This window comes from Massilia consociata (assembly GCF_042432755.1).
GTDB classification, from domain to species: Bacteria; Pseudomonadota; Gammaproteobacteria; order Burkholderiales; family Burkholderiaceae_D; genus Telluria; species Telluria consociata.
This window is the reverse complement of sequence record NZ_JBHLWP010000003.1, coordinates 312505-330338: the sequence shown is the minus strand read 5'-3', so window position 1 is coordinate 330338 and position 17834 is coordinate 312505. Positions and strand designations below refer to the sequence as shown.

13 protein-coding genes are annotated in these 17834 nt (G+C 66.7%); all 13 read right to left on the bottom strand.

Annotated features, from left to right (window positions below; translation table 11 throughout):
- Nucleotides 1-16: 16 nt before the first annotated feature.
- A complete protein-coding gene (gene galE / locus ACFFJK_RS03080; RefSeq protein WP_379677621.1) occupies nucleotides 17-1015 on the bottom strand; it encodes a UDP-glucose 4-epimerase GalE in 999 nt (332 codons plus the stop codon).
- Between the two features lie 178 nt (nucleotides 1016-1193).
- The gene (locus ACFFJK_RS03075) at nucleotides 1194-1958 is read right to left on the bottom strand and encodes a WecB/TagA/CpsF family glycosyltransferase (RefSeq protein ID WP_379677620.1); all 765 of its coding nucleotides are present in this window, start codon (nucleotides 1956-1958) and stop codon (nucleotides 1194-1196) included.
- An 11-nt stretch (nucleotides 1959-1969) separates the two neighbouring features.
- A complete protein-coding gene (gene wecB / locus ACFFJK_RS03070) occupies nucleotides 1970-3106 on the bottom strand; it encodes a non-hydrolyzing UDP-N-acetylglucosamine 2-epimerase (RefSeq protein ID WP_379677619.1) in 1137 nt (378 codons plus the stop codon).
- 42 nt (nucleotides 3107-3148) lie between these two features.
- Nucleotides 3149-5125: a heparinase II/III family protein gene (locus ACFFJK_RS03065; protein WP_379677618.1), complete on the bottom strand. Its 1977-nt coding sequence runs from the start codon at nucleotides 5123-5125 to the stop codon at nucleotides 3149-3151.
- Between the two features lie 164 nt (nucleotides 5126-5289).
- Nucleotides 5290-6387 (bottom strand): glycosyltransferase family 4 protein, encoded by a 1098-nt coding sequence (locus ACFFJK_RS03060; RefSeq protein ID WP_379677617.1) that lies wholly within the window; start codon nucleotides 6385-6387, stop codon nucleotides 5290-5292.
- A gap of 83 nt (nucleotides 6388-6470) precedes the next feature.
- Nucleotides 6471-7754, bottom strand: coding sequence for a phenylacetate--CoA ligase family protein (locus ACFFJK_RS03055; protein WP_379677616.1), 1284 nt, complete (start codon nucleotides 7752-7754; stop codon nucleotides 6471-6473).
- Between the two features lie 72 nt (nucleotides 7755-7826).
- Nucleotides 7827-9080: a glycosyltransferase gene (locus ACFFJK_RS03050; protein ID WP_379677615.1), complete on the bottom strand. Its 1254-nt coding sequence runs from the start codon at nucleotides 9078-9080 to the stop codon at nucleotides 7827-7829.
- Between the two features lie 160 nt (nucleotides 9081-9240).
- Nucleotides 9241-10101: a beta-1,6-N-acetylglucosaminyltransferase gene (locus tag ACFFJK_RS03045; RefSeq protein ID WP_379677614.1), complete on the bottom strand. Its 861-nt coding sequence runs from the start codon at nucleotides 10099-10101 to the stop codon at nucleotides 9241-9243.
- A gap of 141 nt (nucleotides 10102-10242) precedes the next feature.
- Nucleotides 10243-12477, bottom strand: a complete 2235-nt coding sequence (locus tag ACFFJK_RS03040) for a DUF4962 domain-containing protein (protein WP_379677613.1) — start codon at nucleotides 12475-12477, stop codon at nucleotides 10243-10245.
- A gap of 294 nt (nucleotides 12478-12771) precedes the next feature.
- Nucleotides 12772-13575 (bottom strand): glycosyltransferase family 2 protein, encoded by an 804-nt coding sequence (locus ACFFJK_RS03035; protein WP_379677612.1) that lies wholly within the window; start codon nucleotides 13573-13575, stop codon nucleotides 12772-12774.
- Nucleotides 13511-14785: a glycosyltransferase family 4 protein gene (locus ACFFJK_RS03030; protein ID WP_379677611.1), complete on the bottom strand. Its 1275-nt coding sequence runs from the start codon at nucleotides 14783-14785 to the stop codon at nucleotides 13511-13513. Before ACFFJK_RS03030 ends, ACFFJK_RS03035 begins: the two co-directional genes overlap by 65 nt.
- Nucleotides 14786-14849: 64 nt before the next feature.
- On the bottom strand, nucleotides 14850-16364 hold the full coding sequence (locus ACFFJK_RS03025) for an oligosaccharide flippase family protein (RefSeq protein ID WP_379677610.1): 1515 nt from the start codon (nucleotides 16362-16364) through the stop codon (nucleotides 14850-14852).
- Nucleotides 16364-17827: an O-antigen ligase family protein gene (locus ACFFJK_RS03020; protein WP_379677609.1), complete on the bottom strand. Its 1464-nt coding sequence runs from the start codon at nucleotides 17825-17827 to the stop codon at nucleotides 16364-16366. Before ACFFJK_RS03020 ends, ACFFJK_RS03025 begins: the two co-directional genes overlap by 1 nt.
- Nucleotides 17828-17834 lie beyond the last annotated feature (7 nt).

Genomic DNA, 17834 nt, shown 5'->3' with positions numbered 1-17834 from the left:
CTTTACGTAACTAAGTTTATTTGGCTGTGGTTTGATAGCGCCATACATCGGCGCACATTTGAGCGACATCACGCTCCGCAGTCCAGCCCAATTCTTCGCGGGCCTTGGCCGGGTCGGCGTAGCATTTGGCGACGTCACCGGGACGCCGGTCGACGATCTGGTAGGGAATCGGGCGGCCGCAGGCCGCTTCGAAGGCACGCACCATCTCGAGCACGCTGTTGCCGCGGCCGGTGCCGAGGTTGTAGGTCACGAGGCCCGGCCCCTTGGCCAGGCGGTCGAGGGTTTTCACATGGCCGATCGCCAGGTCGACCACGTGGATGTAGTCGCGCAGGCCGGTGCCGTCCGGGGTCGGGTAATCGCCGCCGAAGACGGACAGTTTCTCGCGCTGACCGTTGGCGACCTGGGCGATGTAGGGGACGAGGTTGTTTGGAATGCCGTTCGGTTCCTCGCCGATCAGTCCGCTTTCATGGGCGCCGACCGGGTTGAAGTAGCGCAACAGCGCGATGCGCCAGTCGGGCTCGGCCTTGGACAGGTCGCGCAGGATGTCCTCGATCATGAGCTTGCTGCGGCCGTAGGGATTGGTCGCCTGCAGGGGGAAGTCTTCGCGGATCGGCACCGAGGCCGGATCGCCATAGACCGTCGCCGAGGACGAGAACACGAGCGACTTGACGCCGAACTTGGCCATCGTCTCGAACAGGATGACACTGCCGTTGACGTTGTTGTCGTAGTAGCGCAGCGGCTGGGCCACCGATTCTCCCACCGCCTTCAGGCCGGCGAAGTGGATCACGGCATCGACCTTGTGGGCGCCGAAGATGCGCTCCATGGCGCCGCGGTCGCGGATATCGGCCTCTTCGAACTGGAAAGCCTTGCGGGTGATGCGCTGCACGCGTTCCTGCACCGACGCCACGGCGTTGGACAGGTTGTCGACCACGACCACGTCATGGCCTGCGTTCTGCAGTTCGACGACGGTGTGCGAGCCGATGTAACCCATTCCGCCAGTAACCAGAATCTTCATGTCGTTTCGCTCTCTGTGATATGTAATATGTATTAATGATGGCGCAAGCTCTGCTTGAATGAATCACTGCTGGAATTACCGGAGCAGAGCGGCAATGCACGGCCATGCGGCGGCCACGCCAAGGCGGGCAGTCGCGGGGGGGCATGCGTTTTTGTACAGGCGGCTTCTACGGCCGCCCTTATCCCTGTTTGACCTGCTTGCCCCTGGAGGCAAAGGCTTCCTTGATGAACAGCCCAATGAAAGCCATGTCCTCGATGAAGTAGCGCCGGAACATACGGCGCGGCTCCTGCAGGAAGCGGTAGAACCACTCGAGGCCCGATTTCTGCATCCAGACCGGCGCCCGCTTGACCTTGCCGATGGCAACATCGAAGGTCCCGCCCACGCCCATCGCGAACGGAATGCGCATGTGGGCCTGGTATTTACCGAGGAACTGTTCCTTCTTCGGCGAGCTGATCGCAACGAACAGCAGGTCGGCACGGCTGGCGCGGATCTGCTCGGCAACCTGCTGCTCTTCTTCCTCGCCCTTCCAGTAGCCGTTGCGGTAGCCGGCCAGTACCAGGCGCGGGTACTTGCGCTGGTAGGTCTCGGCGACCTTGCTGACGACTTCCTCGCGCGCCCCGAGCAGGAACACGCGCCAGCCCTTCTCGCCGGCGCGCCGCATCAGCGCTTCGAACAGGTCGACGCCGGCGACCCGTTCCTTCAGCGGCTTGCCGAGCAGGCGCGAAGCCCACACCACCGGCATGCCGTCCACGTTGACGAGCGCGCAGTCGTTGATGATCTGGCGCAGCTCGGGGTCACGGCTGGCCTTGACCAGCTTGTCCACATTGACCACCACGTGCTGATGGGGCAAGCCGGTCTGGATGAATCCCTCGACTTTTCCCAGCGTCTCTTCCATTGTCAGGTTATCGACCTGGCAACCCATCAACGTGATGCGATCATTCATGCGGATGTCCTTTAGCGTGATTGCGCCTCGTGATGCGCCTGCTTGGCGAGCTCGGTCGCCAGCACGGCCACGATGCGTTCGGCCGCCTTGCCGTCCCACAGGTGCGGGCGGCGGCCCTGTTTGCCCTCGCCGCGCAGCACCTTGCGGGCTTCGCGGACGATGACTTCCGGATCGGTGCCGGCCAGGACATTGGAGCCCTCCTCGACCGTCACCGGACGTTCGGTGTTTTCGCGGATCGTTACGCACGGCACGCCCAGCGCCGTGGTTTCCTCCTGCAGCCCGCCGCTGTCGGTCAGCACCACGGCCGCGTCCTTCCACAGGTTGAGGAAGGCCATGTAGGCCTGCGGGCCGGCCAGCGTGATGTTCGGGCCGAGGTCGATGCCGAATTTCTCGATGTTGGCGCGGGTACGCGGGTGCACCGGGAAGATCAGCGGCAGCTCGCCGGCGATGTCCTTGAGCGCGCCGGCGATACGGGCAAACGTCACCGGATCGTCGACGTTGCTCGGGCGGTGCAGCGTGACCACGCCGTAGCGCTTGCCGGATGCCTGCTGCCCGGCCTTGAAGCCGCTGGTCTCGAAGGCGGAGGTATCGGCGCGGCCCAGCTTGTCGGCCTGGTACAGCACGTTGTCGACCATCACGTGGCCGACGTAATGCACGGCCGTATCCGGCTTGCCTTCGCGGCGCAGGTGCTCGACGGCGGCCGGCTCGGTGGCGAAGAACCAGTCCGAGATGCTGTCGGTGACGAGGCGGTTGATTTCCTCCGGCATGCTGATATCGCCGCTGCGCAGGCCGGCCTCGACGTGGGCGACCGGGATCACCAGTTTCTTGGCCACGATCGAGCAGGCCAGCGTGGAATTGACGTCGCCCACCACCAGCACCGCGGCTGGGCGCTCGGCCTGGCACAGCTCCTCGAACGCGACCATGATCTTGGCGGTCTGCTGCGCGTGGCTGCCGCCGCCGGCGGCCATGAACACGTCGGGCTGGGGAATGCCCAGTTCTTCGAAGAACACATCGTTCATCTCGCGGTCGTAGTGCTGCCCGGTGTGGATGATCTTGAACGACAACGCGTCCTGCGCCTGCAGCGCACGCACGATCGGCGCGATCTTCATGAAGTTGGGACGGGCACCGGCGACGAGGTAAATCAGCATAAGGACATTTCCCTTTATTAATTAAAAACTAATAATTATTTTTTAATGCAAAAACGTTATTGTAAACCTGCATTCGACTGGAACGGCGGACGATACGGTGGTGATACGCAGCACCTCGCACGGGCGCTTCGATTCGTAGGTGCGCGAGCACCAGCCGAGCGGCGGGTTTTCGGCCCCGCGCACCAGCTCCAGCTGCAGGTCGGCGCCGCTGGCGGCAAGTTGCAGCACGAAGCGCTTGCCCCGTACCGACAGGCCATGGCTGGTCAGGCGCACGTCGAGTTCGGGCGCGAAGTGCCAGAACAGCTCGACCTTGTGCTGCTTGCGCGCCGAGACCTCGTCGCGCACCACCAGGGTGTTGCTGGCGCCGTCGAAGCGCACGCTGCGCATGTGGCGCACCGGGTCCGACAGGCGGGTGTAGCCGTCGTGCGAACCGCGGAAATCGAATTCATGCGGCGAGCTCGGCATGCGGTCGATGTGGGCCTGCGCCTTGCGCAGCCACATGAAGCGCCCGCCGCTCACCGATTGGTCGAGCCCGTCGATGCGCACGGTGTTGTGGGCCGAGGTCCCGCGGAAGTAGTCGCGCCACTTCTGGTCCTGCCAGTACGAGTAGGTGCCGGGATCGATCAGGCATTCCTCGCCGGCCACCGACAAGGTCATCGCCAGCGCGTCGGCATGGCCATGGGCGGCGATGCCCAGGTAGCCGAGCGGGCCGCAATCGAGCATGCCCTTGATCTCGCTCGCTTCGCCGAAGTGGTTGCCGAACAACAGGTAGCCGCCGTCCGGGAAGGCCCAGCCGGTATCGACCTCGTGCGGGTCGCAGTCCGGGCGGCGGCCGGGCAGCGCGTGCAGCAGCCAGCGCACGCCCGGGTGGCTGTCGGCGCCCTTGCCCGCCGCGCCCCCGAGCACGGTGTCGCCCAGCGCCAGCAATTGCGCGGCGCGGTCGCCGCCAAGCGCATCGAGGCGGAACACGCAGCCGTCGTCGGCGTCGCCGACCGCCGGCACGTTGCCGCCGACATCGCGCACCGAACGCAGGAAACGCAGCGCGCGCTGCAGCGAGGCCCAGTAGTTGCGCGAGAACGGCTGGCCGCAGGCCTGGCCGACCAGGCCGGCGACGAACAGGAACTCGCTCGAGAAGATGTGATAGGCAAAGGCCTGCTCGCGGTTGACGCCGTCGCGCGAGAACTGGGCGACGGCTTCATGTTCGAGTTCGCGGCGCGCCTGCGCCAGCCAGTCGCCCGACTCCTTCCAGCACGGCCAGGTGCTGGCGGCCACGTACAGGCCGGCCAGTTCGCCGATCAGGTGGTTGTTGGCAGAGGAGTGGCGCGACAGGTGGCGCGCGATGCTGCGGCAGTGGGCGTGGATGCTGTCGAACCAGTCGGCGCGCAGCTTCTGGCCGGTTTCGCCGGCGAACAGGCTGCTGGACTCGCCGCCGACGAGCTGCCACACCAGGCTCCAGTTGATCAGGCGGATGCCCAGTTCGAGCGAGCTGGTCCAGTTGGGGCCGGTGAGCGGCGGGCACTGGTCGAGCCAGCTGCGCAATTGCTGTTCGAGCGCGTGCAGCCAGCGCACGTCGCGGCTGAGGGCCCAGGCCTGCGCCAGGCGCACCAGGTGCAGGTGGCGGTTCAGCTCCCACACGTGCTTGATGTCGCCGACCTGGTCGCGGTTGGTGATGGCGATGTCGCCGGCATAGACGGCGGGACCGGTGACGCCGGTTTCCGGGTCGCGGTTCCAGACGGTGGGCACGCCGACGTCGAAGCGGCGCTCGGCAAACAGGACCACGTGGCCGGCACAGATGCGGTCGGCGTCGAGCAACAGGGCCTCGATCTCGGCAGCGTCGAGCCGGGGCGCGCCGTCGACGGCCAGCGTCAGGGCGCGCGGCAAGGGCGCGGGAGCAGTGCGGCCGGCCATGCGCCGCGCCATCCTGGTGGCCGCGGCCTGGCGCATACGGTACCCCACTTCCGCAACCGACATGCAGCGCAGTCGATTGACCAGCCATCCGATCCTCACTGTTGCGTTCATTGCCCCCCCAGTTCACGAAGTTGTCGCGCGCTCCTGCACGCTTGTTTCACACTTGTTTCACGTCGATTGCACCGCTTCTAGTCCGCTTTGTTCCTGTCGCCTGATTCCTGGTCCTGCTTCCTGATTCCTGTTTCTCTCCCGCTTTTTCCGACCTGCCACGCCGCTCAGCGGGCTGTTCCACCCTCGCCGCGCAATTGCGCGTACACCGCCGATATCTGTCCGATCACCACGCCGGACTCGAAGCGCTGCTCGATGGTCGCACGGGCGCGGGCGCCCAGGCGCTGGCGCTCGCCGTCGTCGCGCAGCAGCTTGCCGAGCGCCGCCGCCAGCGCACTCGCATCGCCCGGTTCGATCATCAATCCGTTGTCGCCGTCCATGACCGCGTCCGGAATGCCCCCAACGCCGCTCACCACGACCGCCTTGCCGGCAGCCATGGCCTCAAGCATCGCCATCGGCAATCCCTCCGCATGCGACGGCAGGCAGAAGATGGCGGCACGTGCCAGTTCCTCCTGCTTCTGCTCGGCCTTCACCCAGCCCAGCATCACGATGCGGTCGGCCACGCCCAGTTCGGCGGCGCGGCGGCGCACCTGTTCCAGCTCGCCCTGCCCGCCGATGGCCAGCTCGGCGTGCGGGAATTCGTCCTTCAGTTGCGCCAGCGCTTCCACCAGCTCGTAGATGCCTTTGCGCGGCTCGACCTGTCCCAGGAACAGGATGCGGCCCGGCTGGACGGCGACGCCGCTTGCCGGCGGCAGCGGCACCGAATTCGGGATCACGACCACGTGCGCGCCGGGCGCGAATCCGCGCAGGAAGCCGGCCCAGCGGCTCGACAGGGCGATCACCACCGAACTCGCCTCCAGGGTGTGGCGGATCCAGCGCCGCATCCACGGGCCGGATTTGTCGATGAAACTGTCGAAGCAGGCGCCGTGCAGGTGGAACACCGTCTTGCAGCCCGCGGCCCGCGCCAGCGCCAGCAGCAGCGACTTGCGCACGAAACTGCCGTTCGAGGCGGCGTGCGCATGCACCAGCTGCGGACGGCGCATCAGGCAGGCCAGCGTGCCGAACAGGCCTTTGGCGGCAGCGCGCAGCTTGTCCGCGCGGCTGCCCTCGGTATGGGTCGGCACGTAGCACACGCCCTCGCGCTCGAACAGGCCGTCCTGCTGGAGCAGGGACACCACGGTCGCGACACCGCCGCGCCCGGCCGGCGCGGTACCGAGCATCAGCACCCGGGGTGCGTGTGCTGCAGGACTCGATGTCTGGTTCATGCCGCCCTGTTCTCCCACAGGAGTTTGCAAGAAAGAAATTGTTTAAAATAATATAACAATGTTTCTCCCGAGATGCGCACGATTCAGTGCTCGACTGTAATAAATTCAAATTTGCCGTTCGGACCGCGGGCGATCGCCGCCACCCGCTCGACCTGCACGTCCACGCCGGGCACCCGCAACAGGAACTTCCGGACCAGTGCGGCTTCGTCCACCGGACCGAAGCGCGCGGTCGCCACCACCCGCAGGATGAAGCGGGCGCCGCCCCGGTACAGCACCTGGCCTTCCACCAGCTTGCCCTCGTGCCCCTGGAAAATGCGGTCGAGGCGCGTGATCATGCGGCCGTCCGGCAGCGTGATGCATTGCTCCTGCCGGCCGAGCACCCGCTTGACGGTCGGGAACACCCGGCCGCAGGGGCACGGGTCGCCGTCGCCGAGCACGACCAGGTCGCCGGTCCGGTAGCGCACCAGCGGCATCGCGGCGTTGTTCAGGCTGGTGCCGACGATCTCGGCCGTCCTGTTTTCGCGCGCCAGCAGCTCGACGCCGCCGTAGTCGGTCAGCACATGGTATTGGCCATGCTCGCAGGTGCCGATCGCCGCCACCCGCTCCGCCTGGCCGTACCAGTCGAACACGCCCACGCCGAAGGCGCGGGTGATGGCGGCGCGCACATCGGGCTCGAGCGTTTCGGAGGAGGTCATCACGCCGCGCAGGGCCTTGCCCCGGTACGTGCGGCCGGCCGCGTTCAGCCAGTTCGCCAGCACGGCGATCGAGGACGGATAGGCCTGGATCACGACCGGATCGAAGCGCTCGAGCGCGTCGATGTAGGCGCCGATGGTGGCGTTCGACAGGTGGTAGGACGACATCATGAGGGCGTTGCCGACCCAGTCGCGGCACCAGTAGCGCCCATCCCGGGGGGTGTCGCCGCATACGATGTCGCCGCGGATCCAGGCGCGGCGCTGGCCGTGGCGGTAGCCGATCCAGCGCAGCTGGCGGTAGACGAAGGCTTCCTCGCGGATGGCGGCGCCGAGCGTCTGCACCAGCGCCAGCGGCGAGCCGGAGGTGCCGCTGGTGCGGATCGTGTTGCGCACCAGGGAACCTGGCCGGCGCGGGCGGACGAAGCGTTCCGGATGCTGCCTGAGCTCGGCCTTGTCCAGCAGCGGCTGCGCCGGGTCGGCACGGCGCAGCGTGGCGCCGTCGGGGCTGACCGGCACGGCGAGGCGGCGCGCGCGGCGCGCCACATGGTCGTTCAGCACCGGGGCCGCGTATTCGTTGGCGGCCAGTGCCGGATAGACCAGCAGGCGGCCCCACAGGTTGCGGACCAGCTCACGCGCCAGCGAACGCAGCGATAATTTCAGCGAGTAGGTCCACATCGGTATCGGAAGAAAGACAGGATCGGTACAAGCGCTCGAAACAAGAGATCAGTACAGGGATCGGTACAGGGATCAGGTCCGCTCCGGCAGGCGTTCAGGCAGCCGCTCAGGCAGGATTCTTGTGTACGTTTCTGCAACTATCCGACCCAGAATAGCATAGGTCCTGTGGCTTCTTACGTACGCTGGACCACGTTTCGCGAACTCTGCGGCAAGCGCCGGATCGTCCAGCAGGCGGCGCACGGCGGCGGCAAACGGCGCCGGCTCCATCGGTGCGCACAGGCCCGAACCGCTCTGCTCGATGACGAGCCGCTGGTCCGGGATATCGTTGGCCACGCTGGGAATACCCAGCGCCAGGTACTCGACCAGCTTAGTCGGCGACGATACGTCGAACAGGGTACCGCGTGGAATCGGTGACAGGCCGACCTCGGCGCGCACCGCATAGCCGAGCGCCGTGCGCTGGGGCAGCCAGCCGGTCAGCAACACGTGCGCGTCCAGGCCGCGGCGGGCGATCTCGGCGCGCATCCAGTCCATCTCGTCGTTCGAGGCGGCGTCCCCCGCGATCACCATCAGCACGTCGGGCACGTCCTTGCGCAGCGCTTCGGTCACGTCGAGCAGGAAGTCGGAGCGGCGCGACTGCGCGATCCGGCCCAGGTAGAGCACGACGCGGCGCCCGTCCAGGCGCGGATCGTGGACGGGTTCCACGGTGCCGCGGTCGAACAGCGCGGCATCCACGCCCATCGGCACCGCCGTCATGCGCGCGCGGTCGAAGCCCTGGCGTGCAAGCCAGTCGGCCATCGCGTCGCTCTGGACGAAGATGTGGCGCGCGCCGGGCAGCACCAGTTTATAGATGACGAAGCGCGAAGCGGCGGCCCGAAGCGCATGGGCGAACCAAGTCAGTCCCGCTTTCGCCCCCCTCCTCCTGCGCTTGAATTCGTCGCGCCGCACCTCGAAGCCTTCGACGATGGGAAAGGACATCCAATAGAGGAAAGGCACGCCCAGCACGGCGGCGGCCATGCGGCCGACCAGGCCGGATGCGATCTTGTCGCGCACCTGGATGCAGTCCGGGCGCACGCGGCGGCGCGCGCGCAGCAGGCCGCGCAGGTCCCAGAACGGCGACAGGATGCTGGCGAAACGGCTGCGCAGGCTGCCCACCGCATGCATGCCGCCGGCAGGCCAGGGCGCCGGGGCTTCGCTGCCGGACTGGCCGACCAGGTCGGCATGGATGCCGTAGCGCGGCATCTCGGCGCCGAACAGGGTCAGCACGTCGGCGCGCAGCGGCGGGAGCGGATCACGGACGATGAAAGCAATGGACAGGGTTTTGCGCATGCGGCTCGTATCGTTGGGTCAGGCCAGCCGATTCTAGCGCAGCGCATCGAGCGCACGTTTCAGCAATAACAGGCTTGTGTGCGGTGCAGCACACAAGGCGCCATCCAACACGGCAAACAAGGCGGCAAATGCGCGCCGCTTTTACGGTCGGTCCGGCCGCTCAGGCGGCGGCGCGGCTTTCCTTCCACTGCACCAGTTGCGGCAGCAGGCCGGCGCTGGCCTGGCTGTCGAGCTTGCGGCAGAAGTGCGCATTCGAGGCGCGGATGCGTTCGAAATCGGCGGCGTCGAGCACCTTGGGATTGCGCGCGCCGTGCTCGGGCCATTGGACGTAGCGGTAGTTATCGTTCAGCACACGGTCGGCGAAACGCGAATGCATGACGAGGGTCTGGAACACCATTTCATCCGGACACTGAACCGTATGGAAGAAGCGCACCAGGCGCGGATGGGCGTCGAGCAGGCGCAGCACCTCGCGCAGGCAATCGCGCGACAGCGCCCACCACGAGGAGCCGCCGTGCGGCACGAAGCCATCCGGCATGCGGCGCGTGCGCCTGACCAGGCGCAGCACGCGGTTGGCCGCGCCGCAGGCAAGACGCTCGACGCGGCTGCCGCTCTCCCGGTAAAAATACTGGTAGCGGAAGGCGACGTTCCAGCCGCCGGGACGGATCGGCGCCGTCTCGAGCAGTTCACGGTTCCTTACCCGCTCCAGCTCGCGCTTGAGCAGCGCATTGGGCAGCAGCGGGAAGTCCTGGGCCGACAGGAAGATCACCTTGTCGAAGGCCGGCTGCTCGGCCAGGATCTGGCGCACCGAGCCCAGCGTGGCCTGCACCTGGGACCAGCCGCCCCAGCGCACGTCGACGCGCGGCGTCACCACGCGGGCGGCGGGATGGAGCGCGGCGGGATCGATCGTGCTCTTGCGGTCGAGGTGGACGTAGACGAGGAAGTCGGGGTCGTGCAACTGGGCGACCAGTGCGTTGAGCTGGTCGACATCCTTGTGTGCATGGATCAGGAACACCTGTTTCATCGCTCTCCCCGCCGCCGGTCGCGCAAACGGCCTCCAAAAGAAAAATCCCCCGCAGCGCGAGCCGCGGGGGACTGTCGTTGCGCGCCGAGTCTAGCACGGCGCGCGGCAGGGATAGCGCCCGGTTCAGCGCATGGTCCGGGCTTAGTTCAGGGTCACCGACTGGCCGCCGACGGTGACGGTACGGACCGTGCCCGACGTGGTGATGTTCACCGCCGGACGCCGGCAGCCGACGTCGAGCAGCACCAGGTATTCCGCGGTCGTGTTGGCATTGGCCTTCAGGTAGAAGGCGCCGTGGTCTTCCACCACGCCGGCCTTCGGCGCCGGACCGGTCCACTTGGCGAAGGTCGCCGACGTGTTGAGCGAGCGCACGCACACCGACTGGTTGCCCGCGGCGACCTTGACGTTCAGCGCATTCTCGACCGTCATGATGACCGGGGTGTGCATGTTCCACTCGTAGGTGCGGGCCACGGTGCTGGACAAGCGGTCGCGCACCAGGATCGCGTTGTTGGCGTTGCGCAGGTGCCAGACCTGGCGCTTGGCCATCGACAGCTGGCCGCCGTACGACGGGGTGGCGTCGCCTTCCGCGTAGTCGTAGGTCGGCTGGGCGGTGAAGGCCGTGATCTTGCCGTTGCGCAGCAGCTGTTCGCGGTAGCCGTCCACCAGCTGGCCCTTGCCGCCGTCGAAGGTGATCGCGTTCTGCGAACGCGTCTGGTGGTACCAGTCGCTCCAGTATGGCGAGCCGTACCAGTCGTACCAGCCGGCCTTGACCAGCAGCGGCTGGCCCGCCACCGACAGCAGCAGGCCGTTCTGGTCGCCGTGGCTGTGGTTGAAGGAACCGTAGGGGCTGGACTTGAAGAACAGCGAGGTGCGCAGGTTCGACGCCAGGTCGCTGTGCATCGCGACCCAGCCGATGCTCGGGTAGTAGGCGGAGTTCGACGGCGCCGCCAGGAAGGTGGTGTGCTTCACCGGCAGCGGATACTCGGCCGACAGCAGCGACATGGCATCTTCCATGCCGGTGGTGTTCTTCACGTACCAGGCGGCGCGCGGCGACCACATGCGCGAAGCGAAGGCGCGGAACACGCGCGGGTCGGGCTTGGTTTCGCCCGCGTCGCCGAAGGCGTGGGTACGCGCACCCGGCGGCGTGAAGTTCATCGCAAAATCGAGGAAGCCCAGGGTCCACGGCTTGCCGAAGAAGTTCACGCCGCTGGCATGGTGCAGCGGATCCCACAGGGCCAGCAGGTAGCCGGCCGCGTATTCCGCGTAGGCGGTGCCGTTGGCGTAGCCGCCTTCCGGGCCGCTCCACGGGTTCGGGCTCAGGGCATAGGCACGGAAGGAGAAATCGAACCACTTCTCGGCCTCGGGGATGTCGCCCAGGTTCAGGGTCGAGATCAGCACCAGGAACACCAGGCTGGTGTTGCCGTGCGAGTCGAACGGATACTGGTCGAGGCGGCCGTTGTCGCCCGCCAGGTTGTTGTAGATCTCGGTGGTACGGGTCTTGATCGAGGCCAGCCAGCGGGCCTTGCGGGTGCTGTCGAGCGCACCGGGCAGGAGGTCGATTGCCTTGGACAGGCCCCAGGCAATCTGACGCGTGGCCTGGTCCTGGTTGGCGTAGCTGGTCGGGCCGGCCGGATTCAGGGCTGCCAGCTGGTCGCCGCGCAGCAGCGCTTCGTTCAGGTAGATCTGCTCGCCCCTCAGGCGGTACATCAGCGCGGCGGCCTCGAGCTGGCGGGTCGCTTCGTTGATGCGCTGGCGCACGTCGGTCTGCTGGGCAGCCATGGCGGCGGTCAGCGGCGAGCTGATGACGACGGTCCAGCGCGAATCCGTCAGCGCCGGCACCGCGGTGATCTGGGCCTTGACTTCATTGCCCAGGCGGCTGAGGTAGGATTCCAGGTCCACCTTCTTGGCGTAGTTCCAGGTCGAGAACGGCGTCACCGACGCCGGCAGCGAACGCGGACGCGCCTTGGACAGGATGCGGTTGCGCAGCGTTTGATTGTCCGGCACTTCGAACTTGTTCGACAGGCTGGTGACCGAGAAGGTACGCGGGTTCGACCACTCGCTCGAACCGACCGGGCGCACCCGCCAGGTGTAGTTACCCAGGGCCATGGCCTTGGTCGGCAGGTACCAGTTCCGCTCCACCACGACCTTGGTTGGCGTGCCGCCAACCGGCGTGATCTCGAGCTCGTAGCTGGCAGGGCCGGTAGGATGGCGCGCCCAGGTAAAGCCCGGCGGGTTCTGCGCCTGCACCTGATTCATTTCAGGCTTTGCCTTGACGATCAGGGGGTCGTTGGACTGGACCCAGTCGGCGCGGGCGGAAACGCTCGCGAACAGCGCGGCGAATGCAGCGGCCCAGACCAGGGCTTTCCGTTGAAATTGCATGTGGGTGCTCCGAGAAAAAAATCTTGACTACGATGCGCCGCACCGGGTCGCGGCGGGCTCGAGATGTCTTGCCTGCGCTGGCGGCGACTTACTTGTTTACGGGGTTTATGCTACCCCAAAGTAAGTTGAGCACAGGCAAATTCCCCAAAGAAATCAAAGATTTTTCTATTGCTTCGCAGAAAACCCACGACAAAATTTCAACTTTTACCGAACAATATTTGCAGCCTTGTAATGGTCATAAATGGCCTGGAAAGACAAAAAAGCAAAGCTGTCGGATTGCTATCGGCCTTCCCCTCATGCCGGCACCGCGCGCGCCTCGGCCTGCAGTTCGCGCACCCGCTTCATGTAACGCAAACAATAAATGCCGAAGGCGAGCGGGGCCTTGTCCATGTGGCGCCGGCGCACGGTGAATTCTTCCTGGCGCGCCTTGAGCTTGTTGGCCGAGGACACGCTGCCGGCGTGGTCACGGAACACCGTCAGGGGCTGGTCGATCATCACCGGGGCCGACACGGCGCCGAGGCGCAGCCACAGGTCGATGTCCATGGCGTACTTGAGCTTTTCGTCGAACATGCCCACCCGTTCGAAGGCCGACTTGCGCACGAAGACGGCCGGATGGGGCACCGAGGCGCGGCCCGCCACGAACGAACGGTAGGACCAGGCCGGCATGGCGTAGGGCGGCACCATGCGGCCGTCCTTGAGCACCTGGATGTTCCCGTACACCCAGTCGACCTGCCTGCCGGCGCCCTTCCCCTGCTGCCCTTCCTCGAAGCAGCGCTTGACGGTCGCCAGCACGTCGGGACCGTTGTAGTAGTCGTCCGAATGCAGGTGCGCGATGTACTCGCCCTGGGCCGCTTCGATACCCTGGTTCATGGCGCGGCTGATGCCGCCGCCGACATCGCGCAGCACCCGCTTGTTGCCGGGCCTGTCACGCAAGTACGCGGCAATCATCTCCAGGGTGCCGTCGGTCGAGCCGCCGTCAACGAAGATGTGTTCGAAGTCCTGGCAGGTCTGCGACTGCACCGATGCCAGGGTGTCAGCCAGCGTGGCGGCGCTGTTCCACGTGCACGTAACGATCGAGAAGGTTGGTTTGTTCGGCATACAACTCCAGTAAGCGAGGTAGGAGGCGCCCGGCATCGGCGCCGAAGGAAGGCGGCGGCACGATCTGGCGCGGTGGTTCGGCAAGCTGGCGGCGCACGCGCTCGACCAGTTCGTCCATGGTGGCGGCCAGCTGCAACTGGCCGTCGTATTGCTGGTAGGCCGCCAGTTCGGGCGTGCCACCGCGCGCCAGCGCGACGCACTGCCTGCCCAGCGCCAGCGCTTCGAGCACGGTCGTGCTGCAGGCCTCCTCGCACACCGACGGCACCACGCACAGGTGGGCGCGCGCGCTCAAGGCCAGCGTCGAGGCGTAATCCTGCCAACCGAGGAAACGCACGCCGCCGCCCCCGTAGCGCGCCTCGAGCGCGGCCCGCTGCGGCCCGTCGCCGGCGATTGTCAGGCGCGTGCCCGGCGGCAGCCGCCCTTGGCTGGCGGCCAGGAATTCGCCGAAGCCCTTGCCGGCATCGACCCGCCCGACCAGCACCACGTCGCCGTGCTCGGGCGCCGGTGCGGCACGGCTTGTCGCCAGCAGTCGCGGATAATCCACGAAGTTGTGGATCACCCGGCAGCGCGACAGGTCGGCATCGGGCACCGCGCGCAGGAACTGGCGGCGCAGGAAGTCGGAGACGAACACCGTCTTGTGGCGCGCAAAGGCGCGCGCGGTCTGGCTGCGGTAGCCGTTGACGGCGAGCGCCGTGACCGTGCGGCGCATCGGGCCGACCGACTTGTCGTTCCGGGCGATGCAGGCCGAGCAGTCGCCGGGCACCAGGTTGTCGCACACGGCGTCGTCGCGAAAGCGCAGGTGGGTCAGGCATTCGCTGCCCTGGTCGTGGCGGGTCTGGACGTAGTTGATCGACTCGTCCACGTGCAGGCCGACCATCGGCACGTGGCCGTGGTAATGCACGACGTCGAAGCCGTGGGCGTGCTCGTTGATGGCAGTGGCGATCTTGCGTGCAAAGAACGGGCGCTTGAGCGGGTTGAACACGCCCATCTGCAGTTCTTTCCAGCCATTGCGTGCATAGTCGAAGCCTGGCCGGAAATGGCCGCGGAAACCGATCTGCGCGGCACAGCCGTCCAGGCCACGGTCGTTGCGGCCCAGGATCTCGACGTCGTGCCCCTCGGCCAGCAGCCGGTTGGCCAAGGTCACCACGTGCTTGCCCAGTCCACCGATCTGATCACCCGGCAAATCTTCGGACACCATCAGGATACGCACATTGTCCTCCGCAAATCATTCCCCTACATACTGTTGTTGTTCGTCTTGCCCGTCGACTCCCGGTTCAGCTTCCCGCCGGTTGCCAGCGCGCCTTCACGCGCGACCACGCCAGCAGCCGGTCGTCGCGCTCGATGACGAACAGCGCGCCATGCACGCCCAGCAACAGCACGGTCACACCCAGGATGAACAGGAAATCCCAGGCCCCGCGGTCGAACAGCTGCTCGGCCGTGGAGGCGGCCACCGCCACCAGCGCCACGCCGAACAGGCCCGGCGCATACCCCTGCCCCAGCAGGCGCCCGAGACTGGTGGGCACGGTGCGGCCGTGCACATATACAAGGAAGGCCCCCGTGAAGAGCAGCGAACCGATCAGGTGGCCCCAGGCGGCGCCGTCGATGCCCCACCCCGCCACCCCGGTGTACACGATCGCCAGGCCGGCCACGGCGCGGGTGACGGCGAACAGGCCGGACACGCGCGGATGGCCCATGCCGTCGTTGACCAGGGAAGGCAGGCTGGTGAGCGAATCGATGAACTGCGACAGCGCCATCACGGCCAGCACCGTGGCGCCGTTGCGCGCGAACTCGTCGTTCATCCAGTAACCGAGGATCTGGTGGGCGAACACCGCCACCAGGGTCAGGATGGCCGCGTTCAGGAAGACCACGTAGCGCGTCGCCTTCACGTACACGCGGTCGAGGCGCACCAGTTCGCCCGCGGCGGCCAGCGCGCTGGCGGCCGGGAAGAACACGCTCGACAGGCGGAAGGTCAGGCTCAGGACCCGGTTGGCCAGGGTCGCCGCCACCGTGAAGTAGGCCAGCCCGGTCACCCCGACCAGGGCGCCGATGATCAGCTTGTCGGCATAGGTGTACGACAGCATGGCGAAGCGCGACAGGAAGGAATAGGCCGAAAAACCGAGCAGCTGGCTGCGAAAGCGCGCGCCCGGCCAGCGCCAGCGCGCGTTCGGCAGCAGGCGGCGGATCGCGCGCCACAGGATGGCGCAGTGGATGCTACTGGCGACCACGCGCAGCAGGATCACTTCGAACAGGCCGTGGCCGAGCAGCAGGACGCCGACGGTCGCCAGCGGCACCAGGGTGCCGAACACCATCTCGACACGGGCCGAGATGTCGTAGCGCATCAGCGACTGCGGGACGCTGTTCAGGTAATTCTGGACCTGGCCCAGCAGGAAGCCGAGGGCCGCCAGCCGCAGCGTGTCGATGGCTTCCGGCACCAGCTGGCCCGGCACCGAGAACACGTCGGTCACGAACCAGCGCGCCCCCAGGAACAGCCCGATGGCGCCCAGCAACCCGATGATCGCGTAAGTCGCCAGGCCGAAGGACATGGTCTCGAAGATCTTGTCTTCGTCCTTGCGGGCGTTGTGCTCGGCGATGTACTTGACCGAACCGGCGGTCACGTTGATGTCGATGACGGCAAAATAGCCGACGATGGCCGTGACCAGCGAATACACGCCGTAGCCGGCATCGCCCAGGCCCTTCACGACGAGCGGCACGGTGCCGAGCATGACCAGCGCGGGGATGGCCGCGCCGAGCAGGTTCGACCAGGCGTTACGGGCGAGGCGCAGGTTCATCAGGCCGTCACCAGGTGCGGACGCGGTGGCACGAAGGATTTCACCGCCGGCTTCGCCGCCGGGGCCGTCTTGGCAACCGCCATGGCCAGGTAAGGCAGGGCCAGGCAGAAGGCCAGCATCTGGGTGGTGCGCACCTGCGGGAACGGCGTGCCGATCAGGAGGTCGGGAATCATGAAGGCGACCCCGGCCACGCCGGCCGTTGCGATTCCGAGCAGTTCGGGCGGCAATTGCTTGAGCGCGCGCCGGGCGAACAGGACAAAGGCGATGATGGTGCCGAACAGCAGGACCGTACCCAGCAGCCCGCTCTTGAGCGCGATGTGCAGGATGCCGCTGTGCAGGAACAGGCCGCCATCCGGGTTGTTCTGCCACGAGATGTACTGGTAGCCGTTATACCGTCCCCAGGAACCGATGCCCGTGATCGGCTTGGACAGGAAGTCGGCCATGGCGAACTTCAGTTCCAGCACCCGCTCGCTCTCCGGGCCGAAGCGCCGCGATTGCATGTCGTAGACCAGGCTCGACAGCCCACCGGTCGCGCCCTTGGTCTGGGCCAGCCGCTGCACCGCCACGTAGGCCAGCGCGGCCCCGACCACCGGCAGGCCGCCGGTCATCAGCTGCATGCGGCGCTTGAGCGGGAAGCGCATCATGATGACCAGGAACGCCAGCACGAAGCCGATCCAGGCGCTGCGGCGATAGGACAGCACGATGCACAGGCCGGTCGCGATCAGGGTCATCCACTCGATGCCACGCCAGAACTTCGGGCGGTCGGTCTTGACGGTCTGGAACAGGTGGACGGCGGCGATCGCGAAGGCGACGGTGCACACGAGGCTGTCGTTGATGTCGAAGAACGTGAGACGGATCTTGATCGCGTTCATGTTCGCGTACACGTTGTTCGGGTCGCCGCCGAAGGCCGCCCAGCGCACCAGTCCGAACAGGGCGCGGCCCAGGCCGACCAGCAGGATGAAATGGGTCAGCTCGAGCACGTGCTCGCGGGTGCGGAAGGACAGCAGCATCAGCGAGATGAGCGGCGCCATCCAGACGATGTTCGAGAAGCCCTGCGGCGAGAGCGAATCGGCCAGCGGAACGTCGAGCATCGTGGCCACTGCCACATGGCCCACCAGCAGCGCGAACCAGGCCCAGAACCAGGGCCGCAGGTTGCAGCTCGGCGTCGGGTAGCGCTGGAACGTGGCGGCCACGCGCGCGCAGGCCCAGGCGCCCAGCACGTACCACAGCACCAGGCCGAAGAACAGCAGGCCGGAGCCGCGGCTGTAGATGCTGCGCGTGGCGAACACGGCCAGGTTGCCGTAGCTGGTCGAGTTCATGCAGAAGTAGACCGCCAGGTACGCGTAGACCAGGAAGCGCGGCCACACGAGGCCGATGCCGATCCCCGCGACGGCGGCTATCGAGAGCCCGATGATGAAGGCCCACGGTAGCGAGTAGTAAATATAGGGGAGGATCTCGTTCATCGGCTGC